We start from the raw sequence: 14,886 nt of genomic DNA, 5'->3' as shown, positions 1-14,886 counted from the left end.
GTTTTATTTTTATAGTTATTTATTACAACTTATTATAGTTTCTGGAACTTGGTTTTAAGCGTAATATCAGTTCCTGAAATATTCATATAATAGGTGCCTGCAGCAAGGCGGGTAACATTTACAGGGATTTCATTATTGCCTTTTTTCAGTAACATGCTGCCATACATAATTGTTCTGCCTGCATTATCAACAATTTTCCATGTTGCATTGGCGGTAACAGGAGATACAACTGTTGCTTTCATATCATTTACTGCAGGATTTGGCAAAATAGTAATAGCACCTTTTGTAAGCGGCATAGCAATGGTAATAGTATTAGAATATTTAAATACTCCGTTTACATCATTAACTTTTAACCTGTAGTACAATATTGCTGATTGCTGATCGGCTGCATCAATATCTGTAAAACTGTAATTAGAAATGGAGCTGGTATTGCCATGAGCAGCAACTGTACCTATTGTGCTGAAATTGACACCATCAATACTTCTTTGTACCACAAAGTTTGAAGTGTTGATCTCGTGATCGGTCTGCCATTTTAATAAAGAAGTATTATCATTTTGTAAAGATCCGGTAAAGGTTAACTGGTCAACCGGCAATACAAGATTGTTAGCTGCAAAGTAAAAGGAAGAAAAGCCTGGAACTGCAGTTTGCAATACATACCCGTTAGGGCCTTGTTGCAAGTCGGTTAAAACTGTATTGGAAGGCGTAAATAATGTAGTTGCATTTGTAATATCCGATCCGCAGGGGTCACTGTTTTTCAGAATTTTCAGGTTACTGATAGAAGCCACACCGCTGGAACCATCTGCAATTAATGCATCTAATTCAGCCTTGGAAATATACAACCTTACTTTAACCGGCGTAGCAAAACTTGTAACCGTTGGAGTAATGGTAATATTTCTGTCCAGGTAATGCAAACCATTTGCAACCCTGATAGAACCCGAGCCATTTTTATAAAAAGATGATGTAACAACACCAAGGCTTTGCCCCATACAATTTAATTCTGCCATAATGTTTCCATCGGGCCCGGTAATTGGCACCCATAAATAATTATTGGAACCGTCAATGGTTACAGTAGTGCCGGGCACACAGGTATTTGTTGGCCCGTCGGTAACATTAACTGATTTTGGTATTGTGCTGAATCCACCGGCATCTGCATAACCCAGGAAAGAGTATTTGATCACACAACCGGGACAAGCCGGCGTGGTAGGATTACCCACACCCGGGCCGGAGGTTGCAGAACTGTTATCCATTACCAGGAAAATATCTTTTCCATTGGGGGCAAAAGCCAAATCCCTGTAGCGGTTTGTACTTTGAAAATAAGTTATGGTATCGGTTGTATTAAGCGAATCAAGATTGCTGGGCATTGTGGTGGTACCGGTAGCGCCTAATGGTAACCGTATAAGGCGGCCCCATTTTAATCCTGCAGCTACCAATGATTTTTTCCAGCCCGGAATTATGGTATTGGTGTACAGGTCTAATCCCGACCATGCTTCGGAATACCAGTTGGCATTACCGGTATTGAGCTTCCACGTATTGGCAATAGTAGCGGCCGGAGTAGGATAGGCCGAGAAAAGAGGACGCTTAAATAACCCGTTGCCTGCTGCATTTATAGTAGCAATATTATTCAATTCGTTGCCAACCGGAGGACAGGTTGAGTTACCGCTGTTATCAGTAAAAGGCGCACCTGCAGAGATACTGGTATTAGTGCTGGGCGTGGTAGTACCATTGTAATTACCTTCGGCAAAACCAATTACCAGCGGATGTCCGTAGTTTTTATAAGGTTGAATGATATTGATCTCGTCGTCGCTATATGGTCCGTGAGAAGATCCATATAAAATATTTAAAGCAGTATCATAAGCAAAGCCCTGGTTGTTTCTGATACCTATACTATATACTGCGCTTGTTGCAGAGTAAGGGTTATCGTTAGGTATCCATGCAGCTGCACCGGCATCACCATCTGTAACAAGATTAAATCTTAATATTTTTCCCTCATAAGATCCCGGTATCTGTGCCTTTTGCGGACGGTCCCTGTTTTCAAACTGGCCCGAGCCCATATCGCCGGAGCCATAGAACAAGTAATTGGTGCCACCTTTAACTACAGGCGCTATTATCATTCTTTGAGAATTATGGTCTTTACTACCCGGCAAAGTATCGCATAGTACTACAGGCGAGCCTAGCTTGCCGGTAGCAGTATTATAGGTAAAGCGTACCAGTTTATTCCTGTAGATCAATCCTGCAGGTGAAGAACCACCTAAAAACCTGTGTACATATGCTACGTAAACAAAATCAGTATTACCGGTACCATCTAAAAAATTAGGGTGTAATGCCATACCTGCAAATCCTCCCTGCGGCCATGGGCTCCAGGTACCCATGTTCTGGGCATTTAAAGAATCTGACGGGGCAGGAAGAAAAGTGCTGCCACTTGAAAGATCCAGCACGGTAGTTTTTACTCCGGTATTAGGATCCATCTTCTGTATTCTATATCCCTGTGCCTCTGTTATCCATAAATTATTATCGGGGCCGTAAGTAATTTCCCAGGGGTAATTAAGTACCCCGGCAGGGGATAATACGGTACGTGAAAAAATTTCACTCATACGGCCACCTCTTGTTTGTGTATTTGTAACGCAAATATCAAAAGTATAATTGGCGGGTACAATTCCTGCGGCATTTCTGTGTACCCTTATATAATAAGTGTTTCCCTGCACCAGCGGATTGGTAATAGCGGGCGTAAGTGTGGCGCCGCTTGCACAAGCTACTTCTGTAAGTGCACCACAACTACCCGAAAGCAATTGCACTTTTACATTGCCAATTCCTCCCCAGCCACTACCTTGGTTGCTGATAGTAATAGTTGGGTTTTTGCTCCTGGCTACAAATTTATACCACACGTCCGGTGTATTGGTAGATGAAAAGCAGGAAGAAGCAATAGTGTATCCCTGGTCGGTAGCATCAGTGAGCGTTTCGCCGGTAAGCGAACTGGTTCCTGCCACACAGGTAGAATCTGACACGATCAGTTTGGCATTGGCACAATCATCATTTGCCGGTGGCTGAAATAATATGGTTTGAGAAAACTGGAACCAGGGATTATTGGCAGTAGTTGTTGTATTGTCTGCTGCAAGGTCGGTGCCGGATGCACTTCCCCTTGATGCGCTGTAGGTTCTGGTTACGGCAGCCGAAACGTTATAACTGCATCCTACTTCAATACATAGGCGTTGTCCTGAAGTGATAGACACAGTACCCACATTTACCGAGGTTACTGTACGGTTAGTTAATGCTGCGGCTAAGGCGCTGGTGGTGGTATTGCCCAATTCTGATGCAACAGATCCATCAGCATTGATGAGCCTTACATACACAAACCCCGTACCCGAGGCCGAGGTTAAACTGCTTAACTGGTAACGGATCTGGCCGGTTAAATTTAAAGGCCCTGTTATGGTTTGAGTAGCCAGGGGAGCAGAAATGAACTGATCGAACAGGCATTTGCCGGTACTTACTACCGTTATATTGGTTGATTTGCTGGCACTGGCACTACCATCTTTTACCGGGCTCATTATATACCGCGTTGCGCCGGCGGTGTTATTCCAACCCGGATTAAAAGCAGGACTTATTGGCGATGTTGTATTGAGGTTGAGATAAAACTTCGTTTGGGCAAGTGTGGTTTTGCTAAAAGCACCCATTAATAATACAAGAACAAATAGACTTTTAGTAAAAAAGAATTTCATAAAAAATTGGATTTACAAGGATAAGTTGATACACAGATAAGATATATACTACAAGTTGTAGTGTAAATCTTACCCAAAAAGAGAATATAAACAGTCAAAACCATAAAATATTGCGATATCAAAAAAATATTTTTCTGTCGATTTACCTCGTATTTATACGATTTTAGCCCAATTCTGTACAATTTTAGCCCGAATGCAGTAAAAATTGCCATTAAGCAATAAAAAACATTTTACGGCGTTTGTAGTAAACGGGCCACATATTGTATAACTGTAATATTACAATAGTTGTACAGTGTGGTCAGTTTATTTTAGACTTTCTTATATCCTGTTTAAACCAATATAAGTTCACTATGGAACCAATTTTACCTAATCGCTTATGCTGTAGAAAAACTGTGCTGATTTTTTTATCAGTACTGCTATTTCACAGTTTTGCATTTGCTCAAACAAGGTTTTATCTTAATTTAAATACTGCTGCTACATTAACACCAGCTTATAACGCTGGCTGGAATGTAACTACTGGTGCTACCCGCTATGCGATGAACACCACTAGAGATGGTAGTGCCATCACCAGTAAAACCTCCAGTTCCATAACCGGCATAGCTACGGGAAGATGTTTGCTTGATCAGTGGATCTCGGATCCATTGGCGGCACAAACCATAACGGGTACTTTTACGGGGCAGATCCGTTACCAATTAAGCAGCGCAACCTCTACCACTGGTCAGGGGTTTATTTATTTACGGGTTATAAACGCAGATGGAAGTATTGCTACCGAAGTAGGTAGTGCAACAACTACTACGCTTTCGGCAACCACACTTACCAACCGCACAATGATTGCATTACCTGTGGGAACATTGAATATAACGGCAGGTCAGCGTATTTGTATAGATTTAGGCTGGAGCTATAATATTGTGGCAGCTGTAAACAGAACCTGTACCATATCCAGGGGAAGTGCAGCCGGTACAGATCTTGCAGTTGATAACACAACAACTACTGGTAATAATCCTTGGGTACAATTTTCGCAGACATTAGCTTTTCTTCCTCCGGCCAACGATGCCTGTTCGGGCGCCACATTATTAACCAGTGGAGTAACCTGTTCAAATACTGCCGGTACATTAATATATGCCAATGCTACAGCGGGTTTAGCAGCCTGTGGTAATGCGGCGTCACCAGATGTGTGGTATAAATTTGTTGCTCAATCGGCTTACCCGACAATTACGCTGAGTTCGGTAGGTGCCAATCTAACTACTGCCGGGCCACGTATTCAATTGTTTTCCGGTACCTGTGGTTCGTTAACGCAGTTAACAGGAGCCTGTGTTGCTTCGCCACTAAACACCCGTACCAATCCGGGGGGAGCTGGTTTAACGGTAGGTGCAACATACTATGTAAGAATTACCACCACCAGCTTAGCGGCACCGGTTACCCTGGGTACCTATACTTTTAATATCTGTATAACCGACCCCGATCCTGTAGGGAGTGCCATTATTGATTATGGTAAAACTTATGTGAATATAACAGATGGTACCGTTGGTGGTACTATCAACCCCGGGGATATACTGGAAATAAGAACTACACTGGTAGTAAAACAAAATGCAGCAGCAGCACACAGGGCCATTGACAGCGTAATGTTTTTTGATACATTACGTGCAAACAAAGGATTTGCCTACCAGGGTAGTACCCTGGCATTAAGAACTAACGAAGGTAAATTATATAAATCGTTTACTGATAACAGTGCCGATGCAGATGCAGGCTGGTATACTACCGCCGGCGCCGGTACAGATACTGCTATTCAGATGAATATGGGTATTGGTGCTACTAATCTTACAGGAGGTATAATAAGAAGCAGTTCAAGACCTTCTTTTTATGGAAACACCTGCATAATAATGGCTACATACCGGGTAGCAGTAAACGCAAATTACGGATCTAAAATTAATTTCGGAGGCGGAGGATTTCAATACCGGGATTCGGTTACCGGTGTGTTTCATTACATCAGTTTTCCAACCGATAGTTTAATTGTTTACGAAAGTCCCGGAGCTTGCCCGGACGCTGTTTCTGCAACTAACGTAATTGGCGACGAATTCAATGGTACATTTGGTGCACCGGCTGCAAGTGCCGGCTCTCAAAACAGGGCAGCCTCTGCTAATACAGCATATATATATGCCACCATTGGTGCTAACTCTCCCAATGATTATTATTACGGAGTGGTAAATAATACCAGTGCTACCAACGCTATTGTGCAAACAGTCCCTAAAGGGAATGCTTCCCGTGTATTTACCGTATGGGATATTACCGGCGATCATACCGGGGCTGCTAATACCGCCCGTGGTAATAAACCGTGTAATCCGGCACTGCCCATCAGCGCCACTAACCCTTGCGGTTACATGCTTACAATAAACTCCGCCTATAAAACAGATGTGGCTTTTCAATATAATGTAACCGGGGCCTGTACAGAAACATACTATGAAATTTCTGCCTGGTTTAAAAATCTATGTTATAAATGCGGTTGCGACTCTACGGGTACCGGTGCCGGTGCCGGCTATATACCCACAGCTCCCGGTGATTCATCTGGTGTAAGGCCTAATATAGCCATGCAGATTGATGGCGTAGATTATTATACCACCGGGGAGTTAGTTTACCAGGGGCTTGGTGGTACGCAAACCGGTTCGGATACTTTAAATAATTGGGTAAAACGCTCTTTTGTTTTTAAAACTCTACCTGGTCAGAATAACTTTACTGTAACTTTCAGAAATAATGCTCCCGGCGGCGGCGGTAATGACTGGGCCGTGGATGATATCAGTATCAGAACATGTTATCCAAACATGTCTTATTCTCCTTCTGCAAGTCCTACAGTTTGTGCAGGACAAACCCTTAAACTTTCTGATACAGTAAGATCCTATTATAATGTATACATTTATTACAAATGGCAACGTAGTACCAATGGTGGTGGCACCTGGGTGGATATTGCGGGTACATCAGGTGTTGCAACGCCGGTACTCATCAGTCCCAACAACTACCAGTTTGTAAATTCCTATACACTGCCTCCATCTGCAACTGCACCTTCCAATAACGGAAACCTGTACCGCATGGTAGTGGCAACAAATGCAGTAAACCTGGCCGGTACCACTTGTAACTATTCCGATTTTGTACCGGTTACATTAACAGTAAATAATTGTATTGATATTGATGATGATAATGATGGTATACCTGATTATGTAGAATCTAATAATCCGGTGGCACTACAGGATGCAAACGGCAACGGTGTTCCAAACTGGAATGATGCTACTTATCCCGGTTATGTAGATTATAATTTTGATGGCGTAAATGATAACTTTGATTATGGCGCCGATGCAAATAACAATGGTATTCCTAATTATCTTGATCCAACGTTCCCCGGCTTTGTAGACAGTAATGGCGATGGTGTAAATGATAATGCCGATAAAGACCTGGATGGAATTATTAACCAATACGACCGTGATAGTGATAATGATGGTATACCCGATACAGTGGAGTCGTATGGTGTAGATACTGATGGCGATGGTATTATCGATAACTATACTGATACTGATGCCGACGGTTTCTCACAAAATGTAGATGCCAATGCTACCGGTGTTGCAGGCTCTTCTAATGGCTTAGGCGCCCAGGATTTTGATGGCGACGGTATCCCTAATTATTTAGACCTTGATAGTGACAATGATGGTATACCTGATGTGGTGGAAGCAAGCGGAACAGATACCAATAATAATGGTAAAGTAGATGGATTTGTGGATGCCAACTTTGATGGTTTGAGTGATAATAACTTTGCCGCAAGTGCATTATTGTTAACAGGTCCGGATGTATCTCCGGTTGATGGCCGTGCAGATAGTTATCCTAATAAAAACCTGGACAGGGATTTCCGCCCCAATGCCTATGATGTGGATAGTGATGGTGATGGTATTGTGGATGTGATTGAAGCAGGCTTACCCGATGCTAACTTAAATGGAATTGTTGATGGCGTAATAGGAACCAACGGATGGTCAGCTTCAGTATCTTCATTAGTAGCTTTAAATTTAAGGAATACAGATGGCAGTGGTAATCCTGATTACCTGGATATTGATTCTGATAATGATGGTATACCTGATAATATTGAAGGTATGTCAACTGCAGGTTATATACGTCCTACTTCTCTTACAGACACTGATGGTGACGGGCTGATCAATTTGTATGATAATGTTGTTGGCTTCAGTGGTTCGGGAATATTTGTATACGACCATGATGGTGATGGTATACCTGATTACAGGGACCTGGATACTGACGGTGACGGACAACCGGATATTATTGAAGGCAATGATTTTAATTTAAATGGTATTGCCGATGACCTGGTTACTTTAACCGGTTTGGATACTGATGGTGACGGGTTAGACAATCGTTTCGATTCATTAAACTCTGTTACTAATATTAAAGGCACTTCTTACAAAATGGGTAACGGCGGCTCGTTAATTGGCGACCCTGCACCGGGAACAAGAGCTACCGTACAAAAGAAAACACCTGCACAAATTGACAGAGACTGGCGTTTTGTAGGAGTAGTGCTTCCTGTGGAAGTGCTTAAGTTTACAGGTGTGCCACAAAACAATAAGGTATTGCTGGACTGGACAATAATTGCTTCAAAAGAGATCGATCATTTTGAAGTAGAACGAAGCCTGGATAATATTGCTTATGCAAATGTGGGTATTGTAAGTGATGCCGTGAAGTTAAATGAACAGCAAAGCTTTGGGTTTGCAGATGATATCACAGGCATCAGAAATGAAATTATCTATTACAGGCTTAAAATAATTGGTAAGGTAGGCGAAATAAAATACAGTGCTGTATTGGTAGTAAGACAAAGCCAGTCTGCAATGCCCGTAACCATTATGCCTAACCCGGCAAGCAGTAATGTAACCGTCAATTTGTATGTTGATAAGAATGCTCAGGTTAAGATCAGCCTGGTTGATAAGATTGGAAGAAAGGTGTTGAACAAGACTGAAAATTTAAGCAAGGGCTTTAATAATATTACCTTAAACCTGGAAACTTACGCCGAGGGTATTTATGCAATGGTAATTGAAACGCCTTCGGAAAGAATAGTAAAACAACTGGTTATCATCCGGTAGTTTACCAATATATTTAATTGTTGCAAAAAGGCCTTATGATTTATCATAAGGCCTTTTGTATATCATACCATTAACCTGTTATACTTTTTATCAGCAGTATTTTGTTAACTTATGCTGCTGCATTTTTTTTAGTAATTTAGCGGGAGCATTACAATGCAATTTCCTAAGTAAAAATACGTTTTTACTTTTTTTAGTTTATAACTTACACCTTGCATCAAACCTGTTTTCATGAAAAAAATTACCTGTTATTTAATAAGTACCTTGCTTTGGCAGCAGTTTTTGCTTGCCCAGCAAAAAGCTGTTATTGATTCCTCTTTAACATTAGATAAAGTTGAGGTTACCGCATTTGAACAAAACAGGGTGGTAAGTTGCGGCACAATTGTAAAAGTACTCACTAATAACAATACCGACAGGTTCAATAAAACTTCTTTGGTAAGCGCATTTAATTCTGTAGCCGGAGTAAGGATGGAAGAGCGTTCTCCGGGCAGTTATCGTATTAATATCCGGGGCAGTTCATTGCGGTCTCCGTTTGGTGTAAGAAATGTAAAAGTATATTGGAATGATATTCCCGTTACCGATCCGGGCGGTAATACTTATTTTAACCAGTTTGCATTTAACAATTTTTCTTCTATAGAAATTTTTAAAGGCCCTGCCGGAAGTATGTATGGTGCAGGAACCGGAGGCTTATTGCTGATGCATAGTTTTGGTAATGCCTGGAAGCCATCTGTAAATGTAGATTATGTTACCGGTAGTTACGGGCTGCAAAATATTTTAGCTTCAGCAGCATTGGGCGAAAAAAATAATCGTACACTTATTACGTATGCGCATAACCAAAGTGATGGGTATAGAGATAATGCTGAAAGCCGGAAAGATAATGTGAGTTTTAATACACAATTAAAAATTTCCGACAGGCAACAATTAACTGCAAGTGTATTGTATACTGATTTATTTTATCAAACACCCGGAGGATTAACCAAGGCAGAGTTTATGGCCAACCCTGAACAGGCAAGGCCGGCAGCGGGAGGCCTGCCAGGTGCAGCCACTGCAAAAGCTACGATCTATCAAAAGAATTTTTTAGCCGGGCTTAATCACCAATATAATTTTACCCCGGAGTTTAAAAATTCAACAAGTATTTACGGCGCTTTTGCACAAATAAAAAATCCCACATTCCGTAATTACGAAAGGCGTAATGAGCCCGGCTTTGGTGCCAGAACTTCGTTTGTGTACGATAAAAAAATAAACGATACCAAATTGCAATTGGTAGCAGGCGGCGAATTACAGGAAGGTTATTTTAATACACAGGTGTCTAAAAATAAAAACGGTAACCCGGATACACTGCAAACCAACGACGATATAAGGTATACCACCTACAGTATTTTTTTGCAGGGCGACATCAGCTTTAAAAACAACTGGATCATCACTGCAGGTGCAAGTATCAATAAATCAAAAGTTGATTTTACAAGATTGAATAGTTATCCTGTATTGAACCAGGGCCGCACATACCAGAATGAAATTTCGCCCAGGCTGGCATTGCAGAAAAATATCGGGAAAAGCAATACCGTGTTTGCAAGTATTGCCAAGGGATTTTCTCCGCCTACTATTGCAGAGTTACTTCCTTCAACAGGAGTTATCAGTACTTTCCTGGAAGCAGAAGAAGGTACCAACTACGAGGTGGGCGCAAGAACGGGATTACTGGATAATAAATTACGGGTAGAGCTAACCGGTTTTTATTTTAAACTGAATAATGCCCTGGTATCAAGAAAAGATAACAGCAACGCCGACTATTTTGTAAATGCCGGTAATACCAAGCAAAAAGGCATTGAATTAAGTGCCGACTATGCCACCAGTTTTGATAATAATATACTGGATTACCTGGTGATAAGACCGGCGTATACCTTTAGTGATTTTAAATATGGCGATTTTCAAAAAGGTACTACAGATTTCTCCGGCAAATATTTACCAAGTGTGCCTAAAAATATTTTCTCTTTTTTAGCCGATGTACAATTTAAAAAAGGCATCTATTTAAACAGTACTTATTACTATGCTACCAAAATATTTTTGGATGATGCTAATACTGTAGCTGAAGATGGTTATCATTTGTTGGGGGGGCGCATTGGCTGGAAAACAAACATTAAAAAAACTGCAAAGCTTAATTTTTATTTTGGCGCCGATAATGTACTGAATGAAACCTACAGCTTAGGTAATGATATTAATGCGGCTGGCGGACGGTATTATAATGCTGCCGCTAAAAGAAATTATTATGCTGGTATTGCATTGCAATTTAATTAAGGCGAGAAGCTGCAAGGGGAAGAGTGGCATCGAATAGAATGGTTATCCCTTGAAGCTAAAAAGAAGCTAGCTGCAAGTGGAGAAGCTGCAAGAAGAAGCAGGTTGCATTAAATAGAATAGTTATCCCTTGAAGCCTGCCGCTGATGGCTTTAGGCTTATTAATTAATCTTCAATAATTTTTTCATCTACAGCCCTTGCCAGCATACCGGCACTCATTTTCTTCAATGGGTTTTTATACTGTGTTTCAAATTCTTTACGGCTGTTGATAATATCCACACATTTAAAAATGGCTTCTCTGAATGAAGCTTCATCAGCTTTACCTTTTCCGGCAATATCAAATGCTACGCCATGGTCGGGTGATGTTCTTACACCTTTAAGCCCGGCGGTATAATTCACTCCTTCGCCAATAGCCAGTGATTTAAACGGGATCAATCCCTGGTCGTGGTACATAGCCAGTACCGCATCAAATTTTTCATATTGGCCTCTTGCAAAAAAGGCATCAGCAGGATAAGGCCCGAAGCAAAAGATATCTTTTTGTTTGGCTTCCTTAATAGCCGGTTTAATAATTTCTTCGTCTTCTTTACCAATCAATCCTTCATCACCTGCGTGAGGGTTTAAACCCAATACCGCTATTTTAGGTTTAGTAATACCAAAATCTTTTTTTAATGAATTATTTACTATCTGTAGTTTGTTTAAAATATTTTCCCTGGTAACAAACTGTGCAATATCTTTTACAGCTACATGTTCGGTAAGTAAGGCCACTTTAATATTTTCAGCCACCATAAACATGGCTACATCGGCAGCGCCAAACAGAGTTTTTAAATAGGGTGTATGGCCGGTATAATTAAACTGGTCGCCCTGTATATTTTTTTTGTGAATAGGAGCAGTTACTAAACCATCTATCTTTCCTTCTTTTAAAGCCTGTGCTGCAGTGGTTAAACTTTTAATGGCGTAGTTGCCGCCGGCATCGCTTAATGTACCCGGTGTAATATTAATTTCTTCTTCCCAGCAATTGAAAAGATTTACCTGTTTATGATTAATGCGGCTAAAATCTTTTATGCTTATAAAGTTGATATTAATATCCGGCACACTCTTACGGTAAAAATTGATCACTTTATTATTGGCGAAAATTACCGGGGTGCAAATATCCAGTATCCTGGCATCGCCCAGGGTTTTAATGATCAGCTCAATGCCTATACCGTTGATGTCGCCACAACTGATGCCAATAACTGGTTTGTTTTCTACTATCGAACTCATATTTTATGCTATTAAAAAGTAAAAATACAATATCTTATTTTAACAGGTTAAAACAGCTGGCTTTAAATAACAAAGCAGCCATAAAAGCTGCCTTGTTTTTATCAATATAAGGGTTAGTACACTATTGTTTTATCAGTTTTGTTGACTGCGGCGTAGCACCGGGTCCATAAGCGGTAACCTGGTAGGTGCCCCTGGCAAGTAGCCGGGTATTTAATACTACCTGGTTGATGCCCGGTAATAATTGTGCGGTTTGATTACCAACGATCCTTCCGCTGAAATCGGAGATACTGATGGTGACCTGTGTTTTTTCGCCGGCATTTATTTTTAGTATGGCGTTTTCCTGTGCAACCGGGTTAGGGCTGATGTTTACCATTTCAAAGCCTTTTGCTTTTACCATTAATACAATGGTATTGCTGTAATAGAATTTATCATTCGGGTCAATGATTTTTATACGGTAGTAATTAAGGCCACTCAGCGGATGTTCATCTGCATTGTCGAATGGCTGACTGCACCGCAACTGATCAGCAGTTACAGTTGATAGCGTAGTAAAATGCTGCCCGTCGCCGCTGCGTTGAATTTCAAAAATCACTTTTTCAGAAGTACAGTTTACTTTCCAGCTCAGCAGATTTTTAGTATCGGCCTGTACACCTTTAAAATAATCAAGTGACACAGCCAACGGCCCTAAAGGGGCGCTGGTAATATAAAACCCAGAGAAACTGGTGACAGGGATTTTTACTTCCCACCAGCTGCGGGTGCTGTTCCAGGTTACGGTAAACCCACTTACTGCAGTGGTAAAATCCTGCGACGGGCCGGTGTAATTATTAGGATTGGTACCTGTGCCATGAAATTGCCTTAACAGCAGGTTACTGATGCCCGTTGCATCTGCCGGCCCGGTGGGTAATAATTTGTAACCACTATCCACAGCTTTTAAATTGTAATTATTAAACTCTGATTGCAGGTAATATAAAGTTACATCGGCTGTAGAAGTAGCAGGATAAGGGTTAATAATGGGTTCTATATCATATTTCCTGGCAAGGTATAAAGAAGACGTGCCTCTTTTGGTAGCGCCGGTATCAATTTTTATACAGGCGTTTATGGAATTGCTTACCGCCGTTGCCCCGCCTGTAGGAACAATGGTTGTGATAAGGTTACAATTACCATCACGGTAATTAGTACCCGAAGCAGAAACACTTATGTTCTGGCAGATCTGTGCCCCGCCAGCCACTGCTGCTAAAGTATAAGACGCCGGGTTTACCGTTACGGTAACAGTGGTATTTCCTGTGGCACTGTTCACTGTGTTTAATGCTGTAACTGTATAGGTTGTAGTAGTTGCAGGTGTGGCAATCACCGTTGCACCGGTGGTAGTATTTAATCCTGTGGCAGGCGACCAGGAATAAGTAATATTATCCGGCGTAAACCTGTAAGCATTAGGCATTCCTGTCCAGCTTGCGGTATTGTTTCTGCCAGTGGCTACTGATGCAATGGTTCCGGTACTGTTTTCAATACCCTGCGCTTTATTGGCAGCGGTATTGGTGCAGTTAGTGGTATGTATTTCTATTACGTTAGTGGTCTCATATAATATGACCTGTACATTGGCGGTGGCCGTTCCGCTGAAAAATTTGAGGTTACTGAAATCAACCACAAATTTTCTGTTAGGGGCAGTGCCTGCTTCAAAGTATTGTAACACTGCTGCATTGGATACGCCGGCAAAAGTTAAATCGGTAGTTATTGCATGAATAACATTATTTGGTGCACCTGCGTTGGGCAATGTAGTATTGAGCCCCGTTGCTGTGCTGTTGGTACTGCCTAAACCAACCCAGCCATTGGTACTTATATGTATCGAATTAAAAGTGTTGCCATAAAAACGAAAGGTAAATGGTAAGCTGATATTATCCCAACGGCCATCATCAAGTGTACCAAAACTTAAAGGTTCAGAAATACCATTTGCCTGGTCAAAAAGTTCGGTAGTGGCAAACATGGTAGGATCGTATGGATTATTGGTAATGGCAGTTACCGTATAACCAACAGGTGTGGCAGTTGCTGTAACCGATACCGAATTGCCTGCACAAACATTGGCAGCAGCACTGGTGGGATTAGTAGTAACAGTAAGTTGGGCAAGTAAAGACTGGGTAATACATAGCATTACCACCACCAGGTAGTGTTTTTTCATGATAAAGGATTTCTTAATGGTTACAAACGTGTTACGTAAAAAAATATTGTAGAAAAAATATTACAAGCCTTGTAATGTAAAAATAACAGCTGTTATTTCTTTGAAAACGTAGAATCCACAGGTAAAAATACGAATCAACTATTTCAGCGTAACCCTGACTTGCGCCTACCCGAAATTATAGTATTGATATTCTGATGGTTTGTAATAAAAGTCAACCAAAAACTACACTTCCTGTAGTAAAATAACGTAGTAATCTTTCTTGCAGGTGTAGTAAAAAAATGACAGCATTTGTAATGAAAAATACAATTTGTTTACTTTCTTTACGTTTCAACCAATA

General features: G+C 41.1%; 5 protein-coding genes. 2 read left to right on the top strand and 3 right to left on the bottom strand.

Annotated elements, in window-relative coordinates; translation table 11 throughout:
• Positions 1-32 precede the first annotated feature (32 nt).
• A complete protein-coding gene (locus tag ACYVM0_RS16875; protein WP_460558811.1) occupies positions 33-3,713 on the bottom strand; it encodes a PQQ-dependent sugar dehydrogenase in 3,681 nt (1,226 codons plus the stop codon).
• 350 nt (positions 3,714-4,063) lie between these two features.
• Between ACYVM0_RS16875 and ACYVM0_RS16870 the strand changes: the two genes are divergently transcribed.
• Positions 4,064-8,833, top strand: a complete 4,770-nt coding sequence (locus tag ACYVM0_RS16870; protein ID WP_460558809.1) for a T9SS type A sorting domain-containing protein — start codon at positions 4,064-4,066, stop codon at positions 8,831-8,833.
• Positions 8,834-9,061: 228 nt separating this feature from the next.
• Positions 9,062-11,122, top strand: a complete 2,061-nt coding sequence (locus ACYVM0_RS16865) for a TonB-dependent receptor (RefSeq protein ID WP_460558808.1) — start codon at positions 9,062-9,064, stop codon at positions 11,120-11,122.
• 162 nt (positions 11,123-11,284) lie between these two features.
• Here ACYVM0_RS16865 and pdxA read toward each other — a convergent pair whose 3' ends face one another.
• Together pdxA and ACYVM0_RS16855 are read right to left on the bottom strand one after the other, a co-directional pair.
• Positions 11,285-12,379, bottom strand: coding sequence for a PdxA family dehydrogenase (gene pdxA / locus ACYVM0_RS16860; protein ID WP_460558806.1), 1,095 nt, complete (start codon positions 12,377-12,379; stop codon positions 11,285-11,287).
• Positions 12,380-12,500: 121 nt separating this feature from the next.
• The gene (locus ACYVM0_RS16855; RefSeq protein ID WP_460558804.1) at positions 12,501-14,549 is read right to left on the bottom strand and encodes a T9SS type A sorting domain-containing protein; all 2,049 of its coding nucleotides are present in this window, start codon (positions 14,547-14,549) and stop codon (positions 12,501-12,503) included.
• Positions 14,550-14,886 lie beyond the last annotated feature (337 nt).

Source organism: Ferruginibacter profundus (assembly GCF_054783275.1).
This window is presented reverse-complemented; position numbering and strand designations above follow the sequence as displayed.